This is a genomic window from Nocardioides sp. N13(2025) (assembly GCF_051912545.1).
Classification (GTDB): domain Bacteria; phylum Actinomycetota; class Actinomycetes; order Propionibacteriales; family Nocardioidaceae; genus Nocardioides.
The window spans coordinates 560,912-584,754 of the sequence record NZ_CP196809.1; the positions used below are offsets into that span (position 1 = coordinate 560,912).

At 71.9% G+C, this 23,843-nt stretch carries 24 protein-coding genes; 13 read left to right on the forward strand and 11 right to left on the reverse strand.

Annotated features, from left to right (window positions below):
- Positions 1-120 precede the first annotated feature (120 nt).
- Positions 121-486, reverse strand: a complete 366-nt coding sequence (locus tag ACS3YM_RS02740; protein WP_439938541.1) for a hypothetical protein — start codon at positions 484-486, stop codon at positions 121-123.
- Between the two features lie 83 nt (positions 487-569).
- Here ACS3YM_RS02740 and ACS3YM_RS02745 point away from each other — a divergent pair, with 83 nt between their 5' ends.
- Both ACS3YM_RS02745 and ACS3YM_RS02750 read left to right on the forward strand, forming a co-directional pair.
- Positions 570-851, forward strand: coding sequence for a hypothetical protein (locus tag ACS3YM_RS02745; protein WP_439938543.1), 282 nt, complete (start codon positions 570-572; stop codon positions 849-851).
- Between the two features lie 59 nt (positions 852-910).
- Positions 911-1,675 carry a hypothetical protein gene (locus ACS3YM_RS02750; protein WP_439938544.1) on the forward strand — a complete coding sequence of 255 codons (765 nt, stop codon included), beginning with the start codon at positions 911-913 and terminating at the stop codon, positions 1,673-1,675.
- 15 nt (positions 1,676-1,690) lie between these two features.
- Here ACS3YM_RS02750 and ACS3YM_RS02755 read toward each other — a convergent pair whose 3' ends face one another.
- Positions 1,691-2,452 carry a DinB family protein gene (locus ACS3YM_RS02755; RefSeq protein ID WP_439938545.1) on the reverse strand — a complete coding sequence of 254 codons (762 nt, stop codon included), beginning with the start codon at positions 2,450-2,452 and terminating at the stop codon, positions 1,691-1,693.
- 93 nt (positions 2,453-2,545) lie between these two features.
- On the opposite strand from ACS3YM_RS02755, the gene ACS3YM_RS02760 reads away from it, so the two are divergent.
- Positions 2,546-2,896, forward strand: coding sequence for a hypothetical protein (locus ACS3YM_RS02760; RefSeq protein ID WP_439938546.1), 351 nt, complete (start codon positions 2,546-2,548; stop codon positions 2,894-2,896).
- Between the two features lie 13 nt (positions 2,897-2,909).
- Here ACS3YM_RS02760 and ACS3YM_RS02765 read toward each other — a convergent pair whose 3' ends face one another.
- The 7 genes from ACS3YM_RS02765 to ACS3YM_RS02795 all read right to left on the reverse strand — a co-directional run bounded on the left by ACS3YM_RS02765 (position 2,910) and on the right by ACS3YM_RS02795 (position 10,807).
- Positions 2,910-4,058, reverse strand: coding sequence for an acyl-CoA dehydrogenase family protein (locus tag ACS3YM_RS02765; RefSeq protein WP_439938548.1), 1,149 nt, complete (start codon positions 4,056-4,058; stop codon positions 2,910-2,912).
- Entirely contained in the window at positions 4,051-4,767 is a 717-nt protein-coding gene (locus ACS3YM_RS02770) for a hypothetical protein (RefSeq protein WP_439938549.1), read from the reverse strand. Before ACS3YM_RS02770 ends, ACS3YM_RS02765 begins: the two co-directional genes overlap by 8 nt.
- Before the next feature lie 8 nt (positions 4,768-4,775).
- On the reverse strand, positions 4,776-5,657 hold the full coding sequence (locus tag ACS3YM_RS02775; RefSeq protein WP_439938550.1) for an oxygenase MpaB family protein: 882 nt from the start codon (positions 5,655-5,657) through the stop codon (positions 4,776-4,778).
- Positions 5,658-5,661: 4 nt separating this feature from the next.
- Positions 5,662-6,702: an LLM class F420-dependent oxidoreductase gene (locus ACS3YM_RS02780; RefSeq protein ID WP_439938552.1), complete on the reverse strand. Its 1,041-nt coding sequence runs from the start codon at positions 6,700-6,702 to the stop codon at positions 5,662-5,664.
- A 42-nt stretch (positions 6,703-6,744) separates the two neighbouring features.
- Positions 6,745-8,487 (reverse strand): ABC transporter ATP-binding protein, encoded by a 1,743-nt coding sequence (locus ACS3YM_RS02785; RefSeq protein ID WP_439938553.1) that lies wholly within the window; start codon positions 8,485-8,487, stop codon positions 6,745-6,747.
- Entirely contained in the window at positions 8,484-10,199 is a 1,716-nt protein-coding gene (locus tag ACS3YM_RS02790; protein ID WP_439938554.1) for an ABC transporter ATP-binding protein, read from the reverse strand. Before ACS3YM_RS02790 ends, ACS3YM_RS02785 begins: the two co-directional genes overlap by 4 nt.
- A gap of 65 nt (positions 10,200-10,264) precedes the next feature.
- Positions 10,265-10,807, reverse strand: a complete 543-nt coding sequence (locus ACS3YM_RS02795) for a YbaK/EbsC family protein (RefSeq protein ID WP_439938555.1) — start codon at positions 10,805-10,807, stop codon at positions 10,265-10,267.
- A gap of 66 nt (positions 10,808-10,873) precedes the next feature.
- Here ACS3YM_RS02795 and ACS3YM_RS02800 point away from each other — a divergent pair, with 66 nt between their 5' ends.
- The 4 genes from ACS3YM_RS02800 (at position 10,874) to ACS3YM_RS02815 (ending at position 15,346) form a co-directional block, all read left to right on the forward strand.
- A complete protein-coding gene (locus ACS3YM_RS02800) occupies positions 10,874-11,929 on the forward strand; it encodes a glycerophosphodiester phosphodiesterase family protein (protein ID WP_439938556.1) in 1,056 nt (351 codons plus the stop codon).
- Entirely contained in the window at positions 11,884-12,441 is a 558-nt protein-coding gene (locus ACS3YM_RS02805) for a pyridoxine/pyridoxamine 5'-phosphate oxidase (RefSeq protein WP_439938557.1), read from the forward strand. The genes ACS3YM_RS02800 and ACS3YM_RS02805 overlap by 46 nt, the downstream gene beginning before the upstream one ends.
- Before the next feature lie 75 nt (positions 12,442-12,516).
- Positions 12,517-13,590 carry a glycerophosphodiester phosphodiesterase gene (locus tag ACS3YM_RS02810; RefSeq protein WP_439938558.1) on the forward strand — a complete coding sequence of 358 codons (1,074 nt, stop codon included), beginning with the start codon at positions 12,517-12,519 and terminating at the stop codon, positions 13,588-13,590.
- Positions 13,591-13,657: 67 nt separating this feature from the next.
- On the forward strand, positions 13,658-15,346 hold the full coding sequence (locus ACS3YM_RS02815) for an aminotransferase class V-fold PLP-dependent enzyme (RefSeq protein WP_439938559.1): 1,689 nt from the start codon (positions 13,658-13,660) through the stop codon (positions 15,344-15,346).
- Here the strand turns inward: ACS3YM_RS02815 and ACS3YM_RS02820 are convergent.
- Entirely contained in the window at positions 15,343-15,648 is a 306-nt protein-coding gene (locus tag ACS3YM_RS02820) for a hypothetical protein (RefSeq protein WP_439938560.1), read from the reverse strand. The two genes, ACS3YM_RS02815 and ACS3YM_RS02820, sit on opposite strands and share 4 nt — an antisense overlap.
- Positions 15,649-15,659: 11 nt before the next feature.
- Positions 15,660-16,835 (reverse strand): PspC domain-containing protein, encoded by a 1,176-nt coding sequence (locus ACS3YM_RS02825; protein WP_439938561.1) that lies wholly within the window; start codon positions 16,833-16,835, stop codon positions 15,660-15,662.
- A gap of 143 nt (positions 16,836-16,978) precedes the next feature.
- On the opposite strand from ACS3YM_RS02825, the gene ACS3YM_RS02830 reads away from it, so the two are divergent.
- The 6 genes from ACS3YM_RS02830 (at position 16,979) to pcrA (ending at position 23,749) form a co-directional block, all read left to right on the forward strand.
- Positions 16,979-18,280 carry a PspC domain-containing protein gene (locus ACS3YM_RS02830; protein ID WP_439938562.1) on the forward strand — a complete coding sequence of 434 codons (1,302 nt, stop codon included), beginning with the start codon at positions 16,979-16,981 and terminating at the stop codon, positions 18,278-18,280.
- On the forward strand, positions 18,277-18,948 hold the full coding sequence (locus tag ACS3YM_RS02835) for a LuxR C-terminal-related transcriptional regulator (protein WP_439938563.1): 672 nt from the start codon (positions 18,277-18,279) through the stop codon (positions 18,946-18,948). The genes ACS3YM_RS02830 and ACS3YM_RS02835 overlap by 4 nt, the downstream gene beginning before the upstream one ends.
- Positions 18,949-19,047: 99 nt before the next feature.
- On the forward strand, positions 19,048-20,469 hold the full coding sequence (locus tag ACS3YM_RS02840) for an APC family permease (protein WP_439938564.1): 1,422 nt from the start codon (positions 19,048-19,050) through the stop codon (positions 20,467-20,469).
- Position 20,470: 1 nt separating this feature from the next.
- Complete coding sequence (locus ACS3YM_RS02845) at positions 20,471-20,929, forward strand: universal stress protein (protein ID WP_439938565.1); 459 nt, start codon at positions 20,471-20,473, stop codon at positions 20,927-20,929.
- 38 nt (positions 20,930-20,967) lie between these two features.
- Entirely contained in the window at positions 20,968-21,321 is a 354-nt protein-coding gene (locus ACS3YM_RS02850; RefSeq protein ID WP_439938566.1) for a hypothetical protein, read from the forward strand.
- A 37-nt stretch (positions 21,322-21,358) separates the two neighbouring features.
- Complete coding sequence (gene pcrA, locus ACS3YM_RS02855; protein WP_439938567.1) at positions 21,359-23,749, forward strand: DNA helicase PcrA; 2,391 nt, start codon at positions 21,359-21,361, stop codon at positions 23,747-23,749.
- The last annotated feature ends 94 nt before the right edge of the window (positions 23,750-23,843 follow it).

The window sequence follows — 23,843 nt, forward strand, 5'->3', positions numbered from 1 at the left end:
AGTGGATGCCTGGACCTGACAATCGCTCGCGACGAGTTGACCGAGGCCGAGGCCTACCGCCACCTCAGCGGCAACCCAGTACCCGACGGCAGCCGGATGGTCGTTGCTCCAGCTCGCGGCCTAGCGGGGCCGGAAGCCCGAGCACATGATGCGCAAGTGGTCGATGGTCTCCCCGCCACGGTAGTAGGCCTGCTGCTCGGCGACGTACGAGCCACCGGGACTGGTGAGGTCGAAGCGATAGCTGACCAGCGCCGTGTCGGCGACCTCCTCGCCATCGGTGACGTGCACGACGCGGTCCACCCGGTCGGACTCCTCGAACCACGAGCCGAAGACGACCTGCACGACGTCGTCCGGGCCCGAGCCCTCCCAGAGGCGTCCGGGGGTCAGGCCCTTGAAGTCGACGTCGTCGGAGAGGAGAGCACGCAGCGCGGGTTCGTCCTTGGCGGCGATGGCGCGGGCGAACCGGCTGCCCAGGGTGTCGGTCATCGCGCCAGTGTGCTCCGGCGCGGCGGTCCGCGGAAGTGGTCCGCTTCGAGACTCCGAGCACCTCGGCGCGTACGGTCGGGTCCATGACGCACGACGAGACCGCCATCGACGACATGGTCGCCGAGTCGGCCCTGCAGCTGTGGTCGGCCGCGCAGACCGACTTCGACCCCTTCGAGGTGCCGTCGGAGGAGTGGCCGGACAACCCCGTGCCGGTCCGCGACGCCGACATCGCCGTGGACGCGCGCCTCGAGGTCGACGACGTACGCGCGTCCCTCCGCCGGCTGGACGGCGTCAAGGTCGTCGTCGGCCACGACGCCGGCACCACCAGCGTGCTGCGGGTGATCCCGGAGGACGTCGAGCTGTAGGACCTCGGTCGGGACGTCCGACTCTGGTGGGGTCCGCCGGACAGCGGGACGCTCGAGGCATGGGACAACGCGGTCCGATGAGGCGTCCGGCCGCAGCCGCCCTCGCACTCCTCCTGGCTGCCGCACTGACGTCCTGCGGCACGGAGGACAGCCAGCCGACGACGACGGCGCCGGGACGGAGCGCCCACACGGTCGCCGCCCTCCTCCTGACGCCGGAGGCTTTGGGCGACGGCTGGTCCACGCTGGAGGCTCCCCCCGACCAGGGCGGCATCGAAGGCGGCGTCGTCGACGACGACAACCGCGAGATGCTGCCCCGCTTCGAGCAGTGCGCCACCGCGGACGAGCCGCCGCAGTCCGACCCGCTGCACTGGGACGCCTTCCGCCAGCTCAACCTCGCCACGCCGGTCCCCAGGGAGACGGGCAGCCCCTCTCCGGGCATGCGGCCCACCCACCACCTGGTCTTCGTCCAGGAGTACGTCCTCACCGACACCCCCGCGGCTGTCACCACGACCTTCGCCGACCTGGAGGAGTCCATGGAGGCCTGCGTCGGGCAGCAGGCCACCTCCGGTGACGGCGAGGACATCACGAGCGAGGCGCTGGAGGTGCCCGCGGTCGGGGAGGCAGCGACGGGCCTGCGCTACACCGTCGCCGAGCCCGGCGGTGGCGACGGACCCGTCTGGGACCTGCGCAACGTGGCCTTCCGCGACGGCGACCTGTTGGTGGCGCTCACCGTCGTGGAGATCGCGTCGCCCACGGTCGACCGCGTCCTGGACGACACTGCGTTCGCGAGCATCGTGCAGGCGGCCCACGACGCCACCTCCTGACGCCGGGCGACCTCGTCAGGGCAGCAGCGCCAGGTCCCGCTCGGCGTAGAGCCGGTGCTCCCACTCCTCGTTGAGCACGACGCGCAGGCACTGGGCGACGGTGAGCCCCTCCGCGTCCGCCAGGAACGCGGTCGCGGACGAGACGGGTCGCTCCAGGCCCGCGTCGTCGAGGTCGTCCAGCACCGCGGCCACCGTGGCGCGTCGCTCGGCGCGCAGGGCCAGCACCTCGTCGAGGGAGGGACGCACGTCGCGGTCCCACGGCACGCCGTCGACCGTCGGCGCCTCGTCCCAGGGGAGGTCGAGCGGGTGCCAGGGGGAGGGGTCGGCTAGCACCACGCCGCCGACCCAGCAGGCGTGGGCGAACCCGAGGTGGCGCAGCGTCTCGATGAAGGACCACTCGCCGCCGACCTGCTCGTGCAGGCGCTCCGGCCGCAGCGCTCGCGCCCGCTTCACCGTGCCCGCCCAGAGCCGGTCCACGACCTCGAACGCCTTGCGGAAGCCGGCGAGGTCGGTGGGCCGCATCAGCACCCGCTCCGGCGTACGACGGTCCAGCTCCGCCTCGACCAGGGGCACCACGTCGACCCCGTTGACCACCAGGCGGCCGAGCTCGCCGTAGATCTCCAGGTCGGGCACCTCGACCCCAGTCATCCGGACGCCGTCGAGGTAGGCGGACCGGATCCGGGTCCGGCTCAGGTCGACGTCCTGGATGAGCGCGTCGGTCAGGAGGACCCGGCGGAAGGTCGAGCCGCTGAGGTCCTGCTCGGTGAAGTCGGTCATGACCCCACCGTAGGCACGGATGCGGACGAAGGACGTCCGGATGCTGCGATCGGGATCGGGATCCGTCGCTAGGCTCGCGACGGAGGAGGACACATGGCCGCGCAGGACCTGGACGAGGTGGAGGCGCGGCTCCAGCGAGTCCTCGACCGCTACCGCCCCGAGCTCGTCGACGGCACGATCTACGGGCTGCCCTCCCTCGTGCTGCCCGGGGCGAGCGGCCACGACTACTTCGCGGCGACCAAGCGGGCCAGCAAGCACGTCGGGCTCTACCTGATCATCGCCGACCGCTACCCCGAGGACGTCGCGCTCGCCCCGCCCGAGCTGCAGGCCTGCCGGACCGGCCGCGCCACGTGGGCGTTCCGGTCGCTGGACGACGACCTGGCGGCCGGGCTCGAGGCGCTGCTCGACCGGTTGCTCGTGCGCTACCGGGCCGAGCACGCGTGACGTCAGAGTCGGCTCAGAGACCGAGCATCCGCCCGATGATCTCCTTCTGGATCTCGGTCGTGCCGCCGTAGATCGTCTGGATGCGGGAGTCGGTGTAGGCCTTGGAGATCGGGTACTCGTTCATGTAGCCGTAGCCGCCGTGCAGCTGCACGCCCGCGTCGACGACGCGCTTCTGCAGCTCGGTGGTCCACCACTTCGCCATCGAGGCGAGCGAGGTGTCGACCTCGCCGGCGTTGAGCTTGAGCACGCAGTCGTTGATGAAGACCCGGGCGATGTGGGCCTCGGTCGCCATCTCGGCCAGCACGAAGCGGTTGTGCTGGAATTTCCCGATCGGCTTGCCGAACGCCTCGCGCTCCTTGGCGTACGCCAGGCACAGGTCGAGGACGTGCTCGACCGCGGCGACGGCGATGCAGCCGATCGAGATCCGCTCCTGGGGCAGGTTCTCCATCAGCGAGATGAAGCCGGAGCCCTCCGCGCCGAGGAGGTTGTCCTTCGGCACGCGTACGTCGGTGAAGCTGAGCTCGGCGGTGTCCTGGGCGTGCAGCCCCATCTTGTCGAGGTTGCGGCCGCGCTCGAAACCCTCCATCCCGCGCTCCACCACCAGCAGCGAGATGCCCTGGTGCCCGGCCTCGGGGTTGGTCCGGCAGACCACGATCACCAGGTCGGCGAGGATGCCGTTGGAGATGAAGGTCTTCGAGCCGTTGAGGACGTAGTGGTCGCCGGCGTCGACCGCCGTCGTACGGATGCCCTGCAGGTCCGAGCCGGCGCCCGGCTCGGTCATCGCGATGGCGGTGACGAGGTCGCCGGAGACGCAGCCGGGCAGCCAGCGCTGCTTCTGCGCTGGCGTGCCGAGCGAGGAGATGTAGGGGACGATGATGTCGCTGTGCACGGCGAACCCCGGGCCTGAGGCGCCCGCGCGGGCCGACTCCTCGGCGAGCACCATGTTGTAGCGGAAGTCCTTGATCCCCGCTCCGCCGTAGGCCTCGTCGACGTCGAAGCACAGCAGCCCGCGCTCGCCGGCCTTGCGCCACACCTCCCGGTCCACGATGCCGTCGCGCTCCCACTGCTCGTGGAAGGGCTTGACCTCCTTGTCGAAGAAGGCGCGGGCGATCGCGCGGAAGTCCTCGTGCTCCTGCTCGAGGATGCTGGGACGGTCAGGCATGGGGTCTCTTCTCTGTGGTGGGGCGGGCACGAGCGACGGCGCGCGCCGCGACGTAGGCGGGTTCGCGGAGGGCCTCGACGAAGGCGTACTGCTCGACCCCGTCCAGCGGCCGGGCGACCGGGTCGAAACGATCAGTGGTGTCGCCCTCGGACCACGCGACGTCGAGCTGCCCCAGGCGCTGCCACGGGCCCTTCCCGCGCGCGACCTCGAGGACGTACGACGTGGGGGGCAGGCCGTCGGCACCGCCGGTCACCGGGTCCAGCCCGAACGTGAGCGCGCGGCCTCCCGCGCGCACCGGCAGCAGGGTGGTCAGCCGGCCGAAACGACGGGGCCGGCGCAGCGTCAGCAGGTAGCGGGTCCACCGGTGCTCGCCGGTGCTGGCGAGCAGCAGGTCGGCGTCGTCGCCGTGCTGCGAGGCGCCGGGCAGCCGGAGCGCCATGCCCTCGATGTCGGGCCAGCCGCGGGGCAGCCCCATGGCGCGGGACCAGCGCACGACGCAGGGGCGCGTCCCTCCGGCCGCGAGGGCCGGGACGCCGAGGTCGGGGACGGAGGTGGACAGGGTGAGGCGCCCGGTCCCGAGGTGCCCGGCGGGGTGGAGCGGCTTGTCGCGGCGCAGTACGCCGGTCAGCGCGGCGGCTGCGGCCAGGGCGAGGCCGGGGGCGAAGCCGGTGAGGCGGTTCAGGCGTGCGACGAAGGGGTGCGCGGTCATGCTCTCCACTACCCCGTCGCCGTCCCCGCCACGCGGTTGAGCTCGTCGAGCATGGACAGGGGACCGAGGTCCTCGAGGCGGTGGCCGCCGGGATAGGTCGTGGGCCGGTGGACGTACGCCGTCCGCCGCGGGGGCGCCAGGCGCAGCAGCCGGCCGCACACCCGGAGGCCCGCGTGCACCCCGCGGACGAACCACCGGGGCTGGCGCGGCAGGCCGAGCGCCTCGCGCAGGGGCTCGTCCATCACCGCGATCGTCACCCGGCGCACCAGCGGCCGCAGCGGTGGCGGGGCCACCTCCCGCGCGATCCGGATCGACGCCTCGGCGAGCCGCGTGGCCTCGGGGGTGGGGGCGAAGTGCCGCCGCTCGTAGTCGAGGAGCAGCGCGAGGTAGCCGTCGTACGTCGTGGGCAGGTCCTTGATGCCCATCAGCTCGCCGAACCGCGTGGTCACCTTCGCGATCGCGACCAGCTCGTGGGGGTCGAGCGGACGCCAGCCGAACTCGGAGATCCAGCGGACCGGGCCGACGATGGTGGTGGCGAGGACGTAGGCGAGCTCGTCCTGGGGGATGTCGTAGTGGCCGTGGATCCGGTTGAGCCGACGCAGCGCGGCGTGCGAGCGCGGGGAGTCGATGCCGTCGAGCGTCGCCTCCTCACCGATGAGGATCGTGTCGTCGTAGCGCTTGACGCCGTGGTCCTCGAACTCGCGGGTGCGGTCGAGCAGCGCGGCGATCGACGGGACGCCGTAGTCGCGCATGAACGCGATGCTCGTGCCCTGGACGTAGTCCCACGGGAACTCGAAGCGCGCGGTCAGCCGCAGGATCTCGTCGTGGTCGACCTCCGGGTCAAGCGACTGGATCCGGCGGAGGTTGGCGAAGCGGCCTGGCGAGTGCACGTGGTCAGGACACCCATTCCTTGACCTGTGCCACGGTGGCGGCCGGATCGTCAGAGACGGGCGTGATGTTGAGGTCGGTCACGCCGGCCTCCTGGAAGGCGGCGATCCGCTCCTTGACGTAGGGCTCCGGGCCGACGAGGTTGGCCGCCTCGAGCCACTCGGTGGGGATGAGCGCCTCGGCCTCCTTCTTCTTGCCGGAGAGGTAGAGGTCCTGGATCTCCTCGGCCTCCTTCTCGTAGCCGTAGGCGCGGGCGACGTCGTTGTAGAAGTTCTTGCCCTTGGCGCCCATGCCGCCGACGTAGAGCGCGAAGATCGGGCGCGCGAAGTCGAGCAGCGCCTTGGTCTCCGGGCCCTCGCCGATCGCGACCATGCCGCCGGCCATCACCTGAAGCGGCGCGAGCCCCTCCTGCCGCTTGGCGTTGCCGGCCGCGAGCGCGTCGCCCCAGACGAGGTGCGCCCTCTCGGGGTGGAAGAGGTGGGGGATCCAGCCGTCGGCGATCTCCGCGGTCTGCTCGACGTTCTTGGGGCCGAGGGCGGCGATCCAGATCGGGATGGTGTCGCGCTCCGGCTTGGTGAGCAGCTTGAGCGGCTTGCCGAGCCCGGTGACCGCGCCGTCCTCCTTGGTGAGCGGCAGGTGGAAGACGCCGTCGGCGGACAGCGGCTCACGCTTGAGACCGCTGCGGATGATCTCGACGACCTCCTGGGTGCGGGCCATCGGCTTGCTGTAGGGCACGCCGTGGAAGCCCTCGATCACCTGCGGCCCGCTGACCCCGAGGCCGAGGATCGCGCGGCCGCCGCTGACGTTGTCGAGTCCGGCCGCGGTCTGCAGGAGGGCGCCGGGCGTGCGCGAGTAGATGTTGAGGATGCCCGAGCCGATCTTCACGGTCTCGGTCTTGGCGGCCAGGTAGCCCATCAGCGTGGGGGAGTCGAAGCCGTAGGCCTCCGCGACCCACACGCTGTCGAGGCCCGCCTTCTCCAGCGCGACCACCTGGTCGGCCGCGGTGCGGGGGTTGCCGTCGTACATCAGCAGGGTGGCGAGACGCATGCCGCAATCGTGACAGTGGAACTGTCACGGTGCAAGGGCGGGTCAGGCCTTGCCGTGCCACGACTCCCAGAGGGCGGCGTACGACCCTCCCGCAGCGACGAGCTCGTCGTGCGAGCCGAGCTCGGAGATCTTCCCGTCCTCGACGACCGCCACGCGGTCGGCGTCGTGGGCGGAGAAGAGCCGGTGGGCGATAGCGATGACTGTACGACCCTCCAGCACCGCCGCGAGCGAGCGCTCGAGGTGTCGGGCCGCGCGCGGGTCGATGAGCGAGGTGGCCTCGTCGAGCACCAGCGTGTGGGGGTCGGCGAGCACGAGCCGGGCGAGTGCGACCTGCTGCGCCTGGGCGGGGGTCAGCGAGCGACCGCCCGACCCGACGACGGTGTCGAGGCCCTCGGGCAGTGCCGCGACCCACTCCCACGCGTCGACGGCCTCGAGGGCGTTGGTGATCTCGGCGTCGGAGGAGCCCGGCTGCGCGAGGACGACGTTCTCGCGCACGGTGCCGACGAAGACGTGGTGCTCCTGGGTGACGAGCGCGACGTGGCCGCGCAGGTCGGCGAGCGGCAGCTCGACCAGCCCGACGTCGCCGACGGTCACCCGCCCGGTGCGCGGCGGGTGGATGCCCGCGAGCAGCCGGCCGAGCGTGGACTTGCCGGCGCCGGACGGGCCGACCATCGCGATGCGCTCGCCGACGCCCACGTCGAGGTCGACGCCGTGCAGCACGTCGCGCCCGTCGATGTAGGAGAACCGCACGTCCTCGGCGTCGAGCTTCTCGGTCGCGGGCACGGCGCCCGAGACCGAGCGGTCGTCCGGCACCTGCGCCACGCCGAGCAGCCGCGCCAGGGAGGCGGCGCCCATCTGCAGCTCGTCGAGGATCGCGACGATGGTGTCGACCGGGTTGATCAGCATCTGGATGTAGAGCGTCGCCGCGGTCACCTCGCCGAGCGACACCTCGCCGCGGGTGTAGAGCCAGCCGCCGAAGAGCAGCGTCCCGACCACCGGCAGCAGGTAGCTGATCTCCATGCTCGGGAAGAAGACGGTGCGCAGCTTGAGGGTGTACTTCTCCGCGTCGTAGGAGTCGGCGCAGTCCGCGTCACCGGCCGCGATGCGCTGCGGCCCCAGCCCGAGCGCCTCGACGCTGCGGGCGCCCTCGACCGTCTCGGTCAGCGTGGCGTTGATCTGGGAGTACGACGCCGACTCGCGCAGGTAGCCGTCCTTGGCGCGTGCGAGGTACCACCGCAGGCCGACGACCAGCGGCGGCACGGCGAGCAGGCACGGCAGCGCGACCCACCAGCCGACGCTGAGCGCGGCCACGAAGATCATCACCGCCGAGACCACGGCGATCGTCCACTCCGGCAGCGCCCACCGCACCGACCAGCCGAGCTGCTCGACGTCGCGGTTGGTGCGGGTGAGGAGGTCGCCCGAGCCGGCCGACTCCACCGTGCCGACGGGCAGGGCGAGCGTGTGGTCGACGAAGTCCTCGCGCAGCTCGGCCAGCACCTGCTCGCCGAGCACCTGGCTGAGGTAGCGCGCGAAGCGGGTCAGGACCGTCTGGGCGAGCAGGAAGCCGGCGAGCAGCAGGGCGACGCGGTCGACGTGGCCGATCGTGGTGCCGTTCTCGACCGCCTCGACCAGGCCGCCGAGGAGGCGCGGCGCGGCGAGCGCGGACGCGGCCGCGGCCACGTGCAGTGCGAGCGCCGACCACAGCAGCCTCGGGTGGCGTCGCGCGATGCTCCGGGCATAGCGGCGCACCTGCGGGCCGTCGGCCACGGGGAGTGCCGTGCTCATGGCGCCACCTCCGACACGTCACGCACGACGACCGCCCGGTAGCGCGGCTCCGTCTCCAGCAGGGAGGCATGGGTGCCGGTCGCGACCACCCGACCGTCGACGAGGAACGCGACCTCGTCGACCGTGTCGAGCAGGAGCGGGCTCACCGTGGTGACCACCGTCGTGCGACCGGCACGGTGCTCACGCAGCCGGGAGGCGATCCGGGCCTCGGTGTGGGCGTCGACGGCGCTGGTCGGCTCGACCAGGACCAGGATCTCCGGGTCGGTGGTGAGCGCCCGGGCCAGCACGAGCCGCTGCCGCTGACCGCCGGAGAAGCTGCGTCCCCGCTCGGTCACGATCGCGTCGAGGCGCTCGGGCAGGCCGTCGAGGATGTCGTCGGCGCTCGCGGTCCACAGGGCTGCGGTGACGTCGCCGCTGCCCGTCACGTCGAGACGGTCGGCGAGCCGCCCGGAGAAGAGCTGGGCCGAGGTGTCCGAGACGACGATGCGACGGCGGACCTCTGCGCGCGGCAGCGCCGTGAGCGGTACGCCGCCGAGCGCGACGTCGTCGTCCACCTCGGCAGCGGCGAGGCCGAGGCGGTCGGCCAGCAGCGCCGACTCGTCCGGGTCGTCGGAGACGATCGCGGTGAGCCGCCCGGGCGCCACCGTGATCCCCGACCTGGCGTCGTACAAGGGCGAGCCGACGGGCGGGGACGGCATGGGCGACTCCGGGTCGGTCACGTCCGGCTGCAGCGCCAGCACGGTGCACACCCGCCGCGCGGAGACGCGGGCGCGGATGAGCTTGTTGGCGAACTCGGTCGCGGTGCGCAGCGGGATCATCAGGAACGCGGAGTAGCCGTAGAAGGCGACCAGCTCGCCGGCGGTGATCTGGCCGGCGACGGCCGAGCGGGCACCGAGCCAGACGACCAGCACCACGAAGACGCCGGGCAGGAAGACCTGCAGGGCATCGAGCACCGACTGCAGCTTGGCGACCTGGACGCCGGCGACGCGGGTGGCCTGCGACTCGCGGCGGTAGCGCTCGAGGAAGACCTGCTCGCCGCCGATGCCGCGCAGGACGCGCAGCCCGCCGACGATGTCGGTGGCGGTGTTGGACAGGTCGCTCATCATCTGGCGCTGGTGGGCCGCGCGGCGCTGCAGGGGCGAGAGCATCGGGCCGATCATCGCCATCAGCAGCGGCACGCCGATCAGCACGACCAGGCCCAGGGTCACCGAGGTGCTCAGCAGGATCACCGAGACCAGGAGGAAGCCGACGACCGCCCCGGAGAAGCGGGCGGTGACGTCCATCGCGTTGCCCAGGTGCGAGAGGTCGTTGGAGCCGACCGCGACGACCTCCCCAGTGGACACCTTGCGCGGGAGCGCGCCGCCGACGTGGACCGCCTGGCGGGTGACGAGCTGGACCGTGCGGTAGGCGGCGGTGAGCCAGTTGGTCACGGCGAACCGGTGCCGCACGATGCCGCTGACGGCCTGCACCACGCCGATCGCCAGCATCACGCCCGCCCAGAGCACGAGCTCGCGGGCGTCCTTGGCCGCGACCCCGCGGTCGATGGCGCGGCCGAGCACGGCGGGCATCACCGCCTGGCACGACATCCACACGATGCCGAACGCCATGCCGCCGAGCAGGGTGCGCCGCTGGCCCATCGCCAGCCACCAGAGGAAGCGGCCGGGTGTGCGATGGTCCGCCACTCCGGGATCGTCGAGGGGGAGGTGGCGCACCCCGCGATCCTAGATTTCAGGGGCCGACGAGACGAATCCTTTTCCGCCCGGTCGGCTCCGCCCGGTCAGCGACCGAGGCCGGGCACCACCTCGGCACCGGGCAGGTCGGCCAGCACCCGCCCCGGCACCAGCAGCTTGGAGCGACGTACGCCGCTGCCGATCACCACGACCGCCTCGTCCAGCAGCGCGTCGTGCACGAGCACCCGCCACCCAGCGGGCAGGCCGAGCGGCGTGATGCCGCCGTACTCCATGCCGGTCTCCTCGACCGCCCGCTCCATCGACAGGAACGACGCCTTGCGCACGTCGAGCATCTTGCGTACCAGCGTGTTCACGTCGGCACGGGTGTCGGCGCGGACCACGCACGCGGCGACCCGCTCGTCGCCGGCGCGGGCGCCCGCGACGACCACGCAGTTGCCGCTTGCGGTCATCGGGATGTCGTAGGCCTCGCTCATGGCCGCGGTGTCGGCGAGGTCCGGGTCGATGTCGACCACCGCGACCTCGCTCCCGCCCGGCCAGGCGGCCAGGGCCCGGGCGACGGGGCCCGCGACGAGGTGCGGGTGCTCGACGGCAGGCAGGGAGGTCAGGGCCGGGAAGCTCGGGAGCGTCACGCGGTCATCATGCGCCATTCACCCGCGGGTCGCCCGCCGGTCCCGCGAGCCGTGCACGGTGGTCGCATGACGGTGACCCGCGAGGTGGTGGGCAAGACCTCGTCGTTGGTCCTCACCCCCGCTGTGGTTGCGCATCGCGGCGCCAGCGGGCACCGTCCTGAGCACACGCTGGACGCCTACCGGACCGCGATCCGGATGGGGGTCGACGACATCGAGCTCGACCTCGTCTCCACCAGGGACGGGGTCCTGGTCGCGCGTCACGACCTCGAGCTCAGCACGACCACCGACGTGGCGGCGCGTGCCGACCTCGCGCACCTGCGTCGCACCGTGACCGTCGACGGCGTGGCCCAGCGCGGCTGGTTCGTCCAGGACCTCACCCTGGCCGAGCTCAAGACGCTCGCCGCTCGCGAGCGGATGCCGGGCACCCGCCCCGGCAACACGGCGTACGACGGTGCCGAGGGCGTGCCGACCCTCACCGAGGTGCTGGCCATGGTCGGCGCGGAGTCGGCGCGCCGGGGCCGGGCGGTGGGGGTGCTGCTCGAGCTCAAGCACGCCGCGCACCACGACGCGATCGGGCTCCCGCTCGACGTCCCGCTCCTCAGGGACCTGGCCCGCCACGGCCTCGACCACCCCTGGGCCCGCGTCACCCTGATGTCGTTCGAGACCGAGATCCTGCGGCGGCTGGCCGGCCGGACGCGGCTGCCCGTCGTGCAGCTGCTGGACGCCTGCGACCGCCCCACGTCCGACGACCTCGACCGGATCGACGACTACGCCGACGGCATCGGCCCCCACACCTCGCTCGTGCTCCCGCGCGACGGCGGGGGAGCGATCGGCGAGCCCTCGTCGCTGGTCCGCGACGCGCACCGCCGCGGCCTCACCGTGCACGTGTGGACCGTCCGGGGCGAGAACCGGTTCCTGCCGAGCAACCTGCGCCACGGCCATGCGCCCGACGCCCTCGGCGACATGGCCGCGGAGGTCCGCGCCCTGCTGGCGGCCGGCGTCGACGGGGTCATCACCGACCACCCCGAGGCGGCACTGGCGGCGGTGCGAGCCCACGCTCGTGCAAGCCTTGGCCCGTGGCATCACCCAGCGCGCGCGACCTACGCCGGATCCCGTCCCTGACCGGAACCCCTCCCGGGATCGACCTGGACGACCTGCCGGCGGATCCGACGGAGATGTTCGCCGCGTGGCTCGACGTGGCGCTCGACCACGCGGTGCCCGAGCCGGTCGCCGCCACCTTGGCGACCGTCGACGGCGACGGCGTCCCGGACGCCCGGACGTTGATCCTCAAGTCGGTGGACGCCCGGGGGTGGGCGTTCGCCGGCACCGCCTCGTCGCGCAAGGGGGAGCAGCTCGCGGCGTGCTCGTCCGCCGCGCTGAACCTGTGGTGGCAGCCGATCATGCGGGCCGTGCGCGCACGCGGAGTCGTCGTCGAGGCGTCGTCCGACGAGGCCGCGGCAGACCTCGCCGCCCGCAGCGAGGCTGCTCGCGCAGGCGTCGACCCCCAGGACTGGAGGCTGTGGCGCCTGGTCCCGTCGCGGGTCGAGTTCTGGCAAGGATCTCCGGACCGTCGACACGTGCGGATCGTCTACACCCACCACGCGGGGACCTGGCAGCTCGAGCCTCGCAGCTGACCAGGGGCAGGCCATTCACGGAGCCTTCACCTGCCGGACCCCGGAGGGTCTTCCTGGCCCGCTTGGCTCGTGGGCATGACACCTCGGATCATCGCCGGCCTCGGGCTGGCCCTGGCCACCACGCTCACCTCCCTCGCCGCGCCGGCGACCGCCGCCCCCGCCGACGCCACCGAGCCCTCGCTCGTCGAGCCGGTCCTCATCGGCCACCGCGGCGCGTCCGGCTACCGCCCCGAGCACACCCTCGCGGCCTACGAGCTCGCCATCGAGCAGGGCGCCGACTACATCGAGCCCGACCTCGTCTCCACGAAGGACGGCGTCCTCGTCGCCCGCCACGAGAACGAGATCAGCGGCACCACCGACGTCGCCGACCACCCCGAGTTCGCCGACCGGAGGACGACCAAGGTCATCGACGGCCGCCCGGTCACCGGCTGGTTCACCGAGGACTTCACCTACCGCGAGCTGCGCACGCTGCGCGCGAAGGAGCGGCTGCCGCAGGTGCGCCCCGACAACACGGCGTACGACGGGCAGGAGCGGATCCCGACCTTCGACGAGGTGCTCAAGCTCGCCCGCCGCGAGGGCGTGGGCGTCTACCCGGAGACCAAGCACCCGACCTACTTCGACTCCATCGACCTGTCCCTGGAGGAGCCGCTCGTCGCCGCGCTGCGCAAGCGCCACTGGGCCGACGCCGACGACCCGGTGATCATCCAGTCCTTCGAGGTCACCAACCTCCGCGAGCTTGACACGATGGTCGACGTCCCGCTGGCCCAGCTCGTCGACGCGTCCGGCGGACCCGCCGACCTGCCCGGGACGACGTACGCCTCCATGGTGACCGCGGCCGGCCTGAAGGTCATCGCGACCTACGCCGACGGTCTCGGCGCCAACAAGAACTGGGTGCTTCCCCGCGATGCCGCCGGCAACACCGGCGCACCGTCGACGGTCGTCCCCGACGCCCACGCCGCCGGGCTCATCGTCCACGTCTGGACGCTGCGCCGGGAGAACCAGTTCATGGCCAAGAACTTCCGTATCGGCACCGATCCCAACGCCCCTGGCGACCTGGCGGCGGAGGCCCGCGCCTTCCTCGACGCGGGCGTCGACGGGATCTTCAGCGACAACCCGGACCTCGTCGCGGGAGTCCTCGCCGAGCGGTGACCTGACCACTGCGAGGGCAGGCCTTCCGGATGGCAGGCCTGTCCTCGCACCGGCGTACGCTCAGGGCGTGACGCACGACACGCCTGCCTCCACCGCTCTCCTGGAGCACATCCGCGCCTCGGTCATCGGCGACGACCAGGTGATGCACGGACCCTACGGCCCGCGCCGCGTGACCTACGCCGACTACACCGCGTCGGGCCGCAGCCTCACCTTCATCGAGGACTTCATCCGCCACGAGGTCCTGCCGGCTTACGCCAACACCCACACCGAGGCGAGCGGCACCGGGCTCCAGACCACCCGCCTGCGCGAGGACGCCCGGCGGATCATCCGCGACGCCGTCGGCGGTGACGACGAGACGGTCGTGGTCTTCTGCGGCTCGGGCAGCACGGCGGCGATCGACAAGCTGATCGGCATCCTGGGGCTGCGCATCCCCTGCACGCTCGACGACCGCTACCACCTGAGCGAGCAGATTCCCGCCGACGAGCGCCCGGTGGTGTTCATCGGCCCGTTCGAGCACCACTCCAACGAGGTCAGCTGGCGCGAGACCATCGCCGACGTCGTCACGATCCACGAGGACGCCGACGGCCGGGTCTCGCTCGACCACCTCCGCGAGGAGCTCGAGCGCCACGCCGACCGGCCGCTGAAGATCGGGTCCTTCTCGGCCGCCTCCAACGTCACCGGCATCGTCACCGACACCGAGGGCGTCGCCGACCTGCTCCACCAGCACGGTGCGCTGAGCTTCTGGGACTTCGCCGCCTGCGCCCCCTACGTCGACATCGAGATGTACGGCCCCGGCGCCTCGCACAAGGACGCGATCTTCATCAGCCCGCACAAGTTCATCGGCGGTCCCGGCACGCCGGGCGTGCTCGTCGTACGTCGTGAGCTGATGGCCAACCGGGTGCCGGTCGTCCCCGGCGGCGGCACCGTCATGTACGTCAACCCGACCGAGCACCGCTACCTCGACGACAAGGCCCACCGTGAGGAGGGCGGCACCCCCGCGATCGTGGAGTCGATCCGCGCCGGGCTCGTCTTCCAGCTCAAGCAGGCCGTCGGCGTCGAGACGATCCAGGCCCACGAGGAGGAGATGCTGCGCCGCGCCGTCGAGGCGTGGGTGGCCGAGCCGACCCTGCAGATCCTCGGCAACCTCGAGGCACAGCGGCTCTCCATCGTCTCGTTCGTGGTGAAGGCGCCCGACGGCTCCTACCTCCACCACAACTTCGTGGTCGCCCTGCTCAACGACCTCTTCGGCATCCAGACCCGCGGCGGCTGCTCGTGCGCCGGCCCCTACGGCCACCGCCTGCTCCACATCGACCTCGACCACAGCCACCGGTTCGAGGCGCAGATCGCCGGCGGCTGCGAGGGCATCAAGCCCGGCTGGGTGCGGGTCAACTTCAACTACTTCGTCGACGAGGAGGTCTTCACCTACGTCGTGGAGGCCGTACGACTCGTGGCCCGCGAGGGCTGGCGGCTGCTCGGCGACTACCGCTTCGACCCGGTCACCGGCCTGTGGCACCACCGGACGGGGGCGGTCGAGCCGCCGCTGCGCCTCGCCGACGTGTCGTACGCCGCCGACGGCACGATGACGTGGCCCCAGCACACGACGACGGCCCCCGCCTCGGTGCTCCGGGAGCACCTCGACGAGGGCCGCGCGATCATGGCCGCCGCGTCGCCTCCGGACTGGTCGGACGCCGCGCACCTGACCGAGGACTTCGACGACCTCAGGTGGTTCGCCCTGCCGGCCTGCTCGCTCGGCTAGGCCCTGCGCCACACCGTCGCCGCGAGGCCGGCGGCACCGGCGGCCAGCCACGGGATCGGCATCAGCCAGCGCAGCTCGTCGGTCTCGACGACGTCGCCCTGGACGAGGGCCCAGACCAGCACGATGCCGGCGAAGGCCACCCCCATGACGAGCTGGGTGATGTTGACCGGGTGCCACCCGGTCGGCTTCTCTGGGGCGTCGAGCGGGCCGGTCATCGGCTCGCCGTAGTCGGACCGGTGGCCGTAGACGTCCTGGTCGTAGGTGCTGTCGTAGCTGGTGTCGTAGCTGTTGTCGTCGCTCATGGTGTCGCTCCTCAGGCCGCTTCGCGGACGATGATCTCGCCGGCGACCAGGTCGATGGTGATGGTCATGTCGGGGACCTCGTCGCCGCCGTCGAGGAAGCCGTTCTGGGCGACGTCGAAGCCGTCGCTGCGCTGGTCGAAGACCCTGCTGTCGCCGGCCACGACCTGCGTCTGCACGGCGACGTCCATCCCGTCCGGGACGAGCACCTCGACGCGGCCGCCGACGCCGTCGATCGCGATGTCGCGGCCGTCGAGGCCGTCGACGTCGCCGACCCCGGAGAGGTCGAGCAGGAGCTCGCCGCCGCCGAACTCGTAGGAGTCCCTCACCTCGCCGGGCGAGGTCGGGGCGAACGTGTGGTGGTCCTCGGGGAACTGGCTGCTCGCCGTGCCGATCGCCGTGACGAGCGCGGCGACCAGCCCGAGGGCGATCAGCCCGCCGGCGCGGCCCCAGAAGGAGCCCACCAGCAGCATCAGCGCGATGATCCCCAGGGCCAGCGCCGGGTAGGCGCTGTCGGTCACGGCGACCCCGGCGAGGTCGACCACACCGAGGACGCCCTCGGCGAGCGCGACCAGCGCGAGCGTGAAGAAGAAGAGGACCGGACCACGACGACGCGGGTTGCGCGGCTGGCGCCGCGGCTCCCGGGCGTACTGCTGGACCGCCGGCGCGTACGACGTCTCGCTCACCGCCTCGGCGCCGGTGAACGTGGGCTCGGCGTAGCCGTAGCCGGCCTGCTCCCTCGGCGTCCTGTCCTTGCGGTTGAGGAACCAGATGACCACCGCGGCGAGGATCGCCAGCGGCCACGGGAACCAGAACGCGCCAGCCCAGTCGCCGACCGCGCAGAGGAGGGCGAGCACGCCGACGCCGGCGAGGGCGAGGGAGCGGCTGCGCGCGTCCAGGCCGAGCGGCTCGTCGTCGGTGCCCTCCTCGGGCACGAGGATCCAGGCACCGATGTAGGCCAGCAGCCCGGCGCCACCGAAGAAGACCGCGACCACGAGCGCGACCCGCACGATGATCGGGTCGATGTCGAGGTGGCGGGCGATGCCGCCGGCCACCCCGGCGACGTGGCGGTCGGTGACGCTGCGGCGGAGCCGGCTGAGGTCCTTCATCTCGTCGCGGGTGACGCGCGGACCGGAGGGCTGGCCGGGAGGTGGTGCAGGCTGCTCGGTGGTGGGGGTGGCGTTGTCCATGGCTCAACTCTCGTCCGCGCCGACGCCTCGCACCATCGGGGACTGCCCTGAATCGCGGTGCCTCGGCCGGGGACCGGCTCAGGGTCGGCTCGGGGTCTGTCCTCATGGTCGCGCACGCGCGTGCCTGCGACGATGGAGCCACGATGACCCAGCCCAGCTCACCCACCCTCCCGCGCGCCGGCCAGCCGCGCCGCGCCTACCGCGACACGTCCTCGCCGATCGTCGGCGGCGTCGCGGCCGGCCTGGCCGCGCACCTGGGCGTGCCGGTCCTGTGGGTCCGCGTCTTCTTCGTCGCGACGTCGCTCCTCGGCGGCTTCGGGTTGATGCTCTACGCCGGCCTGTGGATGTTCCTGCCCGCCGACCAGGGCTTCGAGGTCAGCGCCCCCGGCCTGGAGAGCGCGACCCGCACGGGCAAGCGCCCGGGCCGGCGCTCGCGGCTGCGCGACGCCGGACCCGCGATCGCGCTGGGCGCGCTGTTCTTCGGCGTCGTGCTCGGGTTCGAGGGCATCTTCGGCCAGGGGGTGCTGTTCTGGCCGGTCGTCCTCGGCGTCGCCGGCATCGGCCTGCTGTGGCGCCAGGCCGACGAGGCCCAGCGCGAGCGCTGGATGGACAGCTCGGGACGCATCGACCCGTTCCGCGCGGTGTTCGGCAACGGCGGCTGGGCGGCGTACGGCCGCATCGCCGCCGGTCTCGGCCTGATCGTCACCGCCCTCATCGTCTTCGCGGTCGCCGCCGGGCAGGCCACCTTCGCCGTCCCGGTGCTGGTCGCCGGGCTGCTCGGCCTGGTCGGCCTGGCGATCGTGGTGGGGCCGTGGGCGATGCGGCTGATCAACGACCTCAGCGCCGAGCGCGCCGAGCGGGTGCGCACGCAGGAGCGGGCCGACATGGCCGCCCACCTCCACGACTCGGTCCTCCAGACGCTCGCCCTGATCCAGAAGAACTCCCACGACTCCACGACCGTCGCCCGGCTCGCCCGCTCGCAGGAGCGCGACCTGCGCCAGTGGCTCTTCGAGGCCGAGACCTCCGACGCCACCACGCTCGCCGGGGCGCTCAAGGAGATGGCCGCCGACGTCGAGACCCAGCACCCGGTCGTCGTCGACGTGGTCACCGTCGGCGACTGCGAGCTCGACGAGTCGCTGCGCCCGGTCGTGCACGCGGCGCGCGAGGCCGTGGTCAACGTCGCCAAGCACGCCGGCACCCAGCGCGCCGACGTCTACGCCGAGACCTCGCCCGGCGCGGTGGACGTCTTCGTGCGCGACCGGGGCGCCGGCTTCGACCTTGCCGCGGTCGCTGCCGACCGGCAGGGCGTGCGCAACAGCATCGTGGACCGGATGTCGCGCCACGGCGGGCGGGCGGACGTACGCTCTGCTCCCGGCGAGGGCACCGAGGTCCGGTTGCACATGCCCCGCAGCTCTTCCCACTCGCCCCACGAGGAGAACCGATGAACCAGACCCCCACCCCGGACCGAGCGCCCGTGCGCGTCGTCCTGGTGGACGACCACGCGATGTTCCGGGCCGGGGTCCGCGCCGAGCTGGCCTCCAGCGGCGCCGGCGTGGTCGAGGTGGTCGGCGAGGCGGCCGACGCCGACGCCGCGATCGCGGTCGTCCGCGAGCTCCAGCCGCAGGTGGTGCTCCTCGACGTGCACCTTCCCGGTGGGGGAGGGGTCGAGGTGATGCGGCGCCACCCCTCGCCCGACACGCTCTACCTCGCGCTGTCGGTCTCCGACGCGGCCGAGGACGTCATCGGCACGATCCGCGGCGGCGCGCGCGGCTACGTCACCAAGACGATCACCGGTCCCGAGCTGGTCGACGCGATCACGCGGGTGGCCGGCGGTGACGCCGTCTTCTCCCCGCGACTGGCCGGCTTCGTGCTCGACGCCTTCGCCGGCTCGATCGACGTCGCCGCCGTCGACGAGGACCTCGACCGGCTCACCGAGCGCGAGCGCGAGGTGATGCGCCTGATCGCGCGCGGCTACGCCTACAAGGAGGTGGCCAAGGAGCTCTTCATCTCGGTGAAGACCGTGGAGACCCACATGTCGTCGGTCCTGCGCAAGCTCCAGCTCTCGAGCCGTCACGAGCTGACGAAGTGGGCGTCGGACCGCCGCCTGCTCTGACGCGCGGCGCCCTCCGTGCGGGTGGGCGACGATTGACAACGACTCCTCGACGGGGTGGGGTTCGGTGCACAACCGTCCTCTCTCGGAAGCGAGGCCCCCGTGGCCGACACCGCCACCATCCACCGCCCGGACGAGGAAGACAGCGAGCTCAAGCGCTCCATCACCGGGCGGCTGCTGTTCTTCTACACGCTCGGTGACGTGCTCGGGTCGGGCATCTACGTCCTCATCGGCCTGGTCGCTGCCGCGGTCGGCGGCGCGTTCTGGATCGCCTTCGCGCTGGGCGTGACCGTCGCGGCCATCACCGGTGCGGCGTACGCCGAGCTCGTCACCAAGTACCCCCGCGCGGCCGGGGCCTCGCTCTACGTCAACAAGGCGTTCGGCAACCGCCCGCTCACCTTCTTGATCACGGTGTCGTTCCTCGCCGCCAGCATGGCGGCCTCCGGCTCCCTGGCGACCGGCTTCGCCTCCTACTTCTCCGAGCTGTGGGCTGCGCCGCCGGCGCTGCTGGTGTCGCTCGTCTTCATCGCGATCCTGGTGATCGTCAACTTCATCGGCATCACCGAGTCCGTCGTGATCAACATGCTGATGACCTTCGTCGAGGTCGCGGGGCTCCTGATCGTGCTGGTGATCGGGATCGTCCACATCTCCCGCGGCGACGCCGACTTCGGCGTCCTCACGCATATCGACACCTCGGGCGACTACGGCAGCCCGGCTCTCGCCGTGCTCGCCGGCATCGCGTTCTCCTTCTTCGCGATGACGGGCTTCGAGAACACCGCCAACGTCGCCGAGGAGACCATCGAGCCCTACAAGGCGTTCCCGCGCTCGCTGGTCGGCGGGATGGTGGTGGCCGGCCTGGTCTACGTCCTCGTCTCCATGGCAGCCGCACTGACGGTGCCGACGGACACGCTCGCCGAGTCCGACGCCGCGCTGCTCGAGGTGGTCAAGGCCGGCATCCTGCCGTTCTCCACCGAGCTGATGTCGACGCTCTTCTCCATCATCGCGCTGGTCGCCATCACCAACACCACGCTCGTCACCATCGTCACGCAGCCGCGCATCCTCTACGGCATGGCCCGCGAGGACGTCGTGCCCGGCGTCTTCGCCAAGATCCACCCCACGCGTCGCAGCCCCTGGGTCGGCCTGCTCTTCAGCGGCGTCGTGGTCGGCCTCCTGCTGGCGATCGGCACCGCGGTGACGGCATCCGGCGGCGGCATCGACCTGGTCGGCCGCCTGGCCACCGTCACGGTCGTGCTGCTGCTCGCGATCTACGCGCTGGTGATCGTGTCCTGCCTCAAGCTGCGCGGGCAGGACGAGCACGACGAGATCTTCCGGGCCAACACGCCCTTGCTGATGCTCGGTCTCCTTGGCAATCTGGCAATCCTCGGCTTCACCGTCTACGACGACCCGTCGTCGCTGGTCTGGTGTGCCGGGCTTCTCGGGGTCGGCGTGGTGCTGTTCCTCGCCGAGCACTTCTTCGGGAGCCGGGGCACCGGCGACCGCACACCCGAGATGAAGGAGGTCTGAGATGCACGTCATCGTCGCCACGGACGGCTCCAAGCAGTCGCTGGCCGCCGCCAAGCACCTGAAGTCGTTCGCCGACCCGACCAAGATCACCGAGATCTCGGTGATCGCGGTGATCCGCCCGCTCGCCTCCGTGGCCTTCGCCGACGACGTCAGCGACAAGCAGGGGGAGTGGCCGACCGGCTCGTTCCGCGAGGCCGCCGAGAACGCCGTCGACACCATCGCGGCGGTCTTCGAGGGGTGGGGACCCAAGGTCAACAAGCGGATCCGCAGCGGGTCGGCGGCCAACGAGATCATCAAGGCCGCCCAGCAGTACGAGGCCGGTCTCGTGGTGGTCGCCGCCGGCGGCCGCGGCCTGAGCGACGCCGTCCTCGTCGGCAGCACCGCGCAGCGGGTCCAGCACTACGCGCCCTGCCCCGTGCTCGTCGTACGCCCTGCGCCCCGCAAGCGGCGCAAGGCCTGACCTCCGGGGCCGGCCCCGCGCTGGCTAGGGTGTGCCGCATGGAGACCCTGCGGCTGGTGCTGCTCTTCGTCCACGTCCTCGGCTTCGCGGCCCTGCTCGGCGGCCTCCTCGTGCAGGTGCGCGACGAGACCAAGACCGTCAACGCGGCGATGCGCGACGGCATCGGCACGGCCTTCCTCGCCGGCCTGCTGCTGGTCGGCGTGCTCGAGAGCCTGGGCTCGCCCGACCACGCCAAGATCGGCGTGAAGTTCGCCATCGGGCTGGTGATCCTGGTGCTCGTCATGGTCAACATGCGCAAGGCGAGCATCCCGCAGGGCCTCTACTACGGCCTGCTGGCGCTGACGGTGGTCAACATCGGGGTGGCCGTCTTCTGGTCGCCCGTGCACGCCTGACCGAGCTGTCGCACCTGCCGCATAGGCTGGGGCGGTCATGAGTCCTACCGATGCCCCCACCGATCCGGCCCTGATCGACCACCCCCTCCTCGAGGGCCTCAACGAGCCCCAGCGGGCGGCCGTGACCCACGCCGGCGCACCGCTGCTAGTGGTCGCCGGAGCGGGCTCCGGCAAGACCCGCGTGCTCACCCGCCGCATCGCCTGGCTCATCAACGAGCGCAAGGCCCACCCCGGCTCGATCCTCGCCATCACCTTCACCAACAAGGCCGCGGCCGAGATGAAGGAGCGCGTCGAGGACCTCGTCGGGAAGCGTGCCCGGATCATGTGGGTCTCGACCTTCCACTCGGCGTGCGTGCGCATCCTGCGCAAGGAGATCGACCGCGTCGGCTTCAAGTCCAACTTCTCGATCTACGACGCCGCCGACTCCAAGCGCCTGATGACGCTGGTGCTGCGCGACCTCGAGCTCGACCCCAAGCGCTACCAGCCCAACGCCGTCCTCAACTGGGTCTCCGACCAGAAGAACGAGCTGCGCGACGCCGAGGACGCCGCCAAGGAGGCCCGCAACGGGTTCGAGGAGACCTACGCGAAGGCGTTCGTCAACTACCAGCGCCGCCTGCGCGAGGCCAACGCGCTCGACTTCGACGACCTGATCATGACCACGGTGCACCTGCTGCAGGCGTTCCCCGACGTCCGCGAGAACTACCGCCGCCGGTTCCGGCACGTACTGGTCGATGAGTACCAGGACACCAACCACGCGCAGTACAGCCTGATCCAGCAGCTGTGCGGGCAGTCCTTCGAGATGGATGCGGAGCCCGGTGACGACGCGGGGGAGCGGGTCGGGCCGAGCGAGCTGATGGTGGTCGGCGACGCCGACCAGTCGATCTACGCCTTCCGCGGGGCCGACATCCGCAACATCCTCGACTTCGAGCAGGACTTCCCCGACGCGACGACGATCCTGCTCGAGCAGAACTACCGCTCCACCCAGACAATCCTCACCGCGGCCAACTCGGTCATCGGCAACAACCGCGGCCGCAAGCCCAAGCGCCTGTGGACCGACGCCGGGGCGGGGGAGCGCATCGTCGGCTACGTCTCCGACGACGAGCACGACGAGGCGAGGTTCGTCAGCGAGGAGATCGACAAGCTGGTCGACGACGCCGGCGTCCGTCCGGCCGACGTCGCGGTGTTCTACCGCACCAACGCGCAGTCGCGCGTCTTCGAGGAGGTGTTCATCCGCACCGGCCAGCCCTACAAGGTCGTGGGCGGTGTGCGCTTCTACGAGCGCAAGGAGGTCCGCGACGCGCTGGCCTACCTCCGGATGCTGGTCAACACCGCCGACGAGATCTCGCTGCGCCGGGTGCTCAACACCCCCAAGCGCGGCATCGGCGAGCGCGCCGAGGCCTGCATCGCGGCGCTCGCCGAGCGCGACCGGATCACGTTCTGGGAGGCGCTGACCCGGGCGAAGGACGCACCCGGCCTCGCCACCCGCAGCCTCAAGAACATCGAGGCGTTCGTGGCCATGGTCCAGGAGATCCAGTCGATGGTGGAGGCCGACGAGCGCCCCGACGTCATCCTGGAGTCCGTGCTCGAGCGCTCGGGCTACCTCACCGAGCTCGAGGCCAGCGACGACCCGCAGGACGGCACCCGTGTGGAGAACCTCGCCGAGCTCGTCGCCGTCGCGCGCGAGTTCGCCGAGGACCCCCAGCCCGGCCCCAGCGCCGACCCGGCCGAGGTCGAGGCGGGCACGGTCGCGGTGGGGCTCGGCGACTTCCTCGAGCGTGTCGCGCTGGTGGCCGACGCCGACTCGATCCCCGACGCCCCTGACGGCGACGACTCCGGGGTGGTCACGCTGATGACCCTCCACACCGCCAAGGGCCTGGAGTTCCCGGTGGTGTTCCTGACCGGGCTGGAGGACGGCGTCTTCCCGCACCAGCGCTCGCTGGGCGACCAGCCCGAGCTCGAGGAGGAGCGGCGCCTCGCCTACGTCGGCCTCACCCGTGCCGAGAAGCGCCTCTACATCTCCCGCGCGCTGGTCCGCTCCGCGTGGGGCGCGCCCAGCCACAACCCCGCCAGCCGCTTCCTCGACGAGCTCCCGGTCGACCTCGTCGACTGGCGGCGCACGGCCGCCGAGCAGACCCGCTGGGGCCGCCCCGACCTCACCGGCGGCTCGACCCGCCTCGGCACCCCCACCGACGCCGGCCGGCGCAACTTCTCCTCCGCCGCCATGCGTGCCGACGCCGCCGCCAAGGCCAAGCCGGCCCGCGAGATCCCCAGCCTGTCGCCGGGCGACCGGGTCGTGCACGACTCGTTCGGCATGGGCACCGTCGTCGCCGTCGACGGGGTGGCCGAGAAGTCCGTGGCCTCGATCGACTTCGGCTCCGAGGGCGTCAAGCGCCTGCTGCTCCGCTACGCGCCCGTCGAGAAGCTCTAGCCTCAATCCGGTGGTCGAGGTGCGTACGACGCAGTGCTGGGCGTCGCGGTCGCCGCGACTCAGGTGTCGGTCACGTGGGTCGAGAGGTCTCGAT

Coding starts and splice junctions, on each gene's coding strand:
- ACS3YM_RS02740 (WP_439938541.1), bottom strand. CDS start 486: ATGACCGACACCCTGGGCAGCCGGTTCGCCCGCGCCATCGCCGCCAAG.
- ACS3YM_RS02745 (WP_439938543.1), top strand. CDS start 570: ATGACGCACGACGAGACCGCCATCGACGACATGGTCGCCGAGTCGGCC.
- ACS3YM_RS02750 (WP_439938544.1), top strand. CDS start 911: ATGGGACAACGCGGTCCGATGAGGCGTCCGGCCGCAGCCGCCCTCGCA.
- ACS3YM_RS02755 (WP_439938545.1), bottom strand. CDS start 2,452: ATGACCGACTTCACCGAGCAGGACCTCAGCGGCTCGACCTTCCGCCGG.
- ACS3YM_RS02760 (WP_439938546.1), top strand. CDS start 2,546: ATGGCCGCGCAGGACCTGGACGAGGTGGAGGCGCGGCTCCAGCGAGTC.
- ACS3YM_RS02765 (WP_439938548.1), bottom strand. CDS start 4,058: ATGCCTGACCGTCCCAGCATCCTCGAGCAGGAGCACGAGGACTTCCGC.
- ACS3YM_RS02770 (WP_439938549.1), bottom strand. CDS start 4,767: ATGACCGCGCACCCCTTCGTCGCACGCCTGAACCGCCTCACCGGCTTC.
- ACS3YM_RS02780 (WP_439938552.1), bottom strand. CDS start 6,702: ATGCGTCTCGCCACCCTGCTGATGTACGACGGCAACCCCCGCACCGCG.
- ACS3YM_RS02785 (WP_439938553.1), bottom strand. CDS start 8,487: ATGAGCACGGCACTCCCCGTGGCCGACGGCCCGCAGGTGCGCCGCTAT.
- ACS3YM_RS02800 (WP_439938556.1), top strand. CDS start 10,874: ATGACGGTGACCCGCGAGGTGGTGGGCAAGACCTCGTCGTTGGTCCTC.
- ACS3YM_RS02810 (WP_439938558.1), top strand. CDS start 12,517: ATGACACCTCGGATCATCGCCGGCCTCGGGCTGGCCCTGGCCACCACG.
- ACS3YM_RS02820 (WP_439938560.1), bottom strand. CDS start 15,648: ATGAGCGACGACAACAGCTACGACACCAGCTACGACAGCACCTACGAC.
- ACS3YM_RS02825 (WP_439938561.1), bottom strand. CDS start 16,835: ATGGACAACGCCACCCCCACCACCGAGCAGCCTGCACCACCTCCCGGC.
- ACS3YM_RS02830 (WP_439938562.1), top strand. CDS start 16,979: ATGACCCAGCCCAGCTCACCCACCCTCCCGCGCGCCGGCCAGCCGCGC.
- ACS3YM_RS02835 (WP_439938563.1), top strand. CDS start 18,277: ATGAACCAGACCCCCACCCCGGACCGAGCGCCCGTGCGCGTCGTCCTG.
- ACS3YM_RS02845 (WP_439938565.1), top strand. CDS start 20,471: ATGCACGTCATCGTCGCCACGGACGGCTCCAAGCAGTCGCTGGCCGCC.
- ACS3YM_RS02850 (WP_439938566.1), top strand. CDS start 20,968: ATGGAGACCCTGCGGCTGGTGCTGCTCTTCGTCCACGTCCTCGGCTTC.
- pcrA (WP_439938567.1), top strand. CDS start 21,359: ATGAGTCCTACCGATGCCCCCACCGATCCGGCCCTGATCGACCACCCC.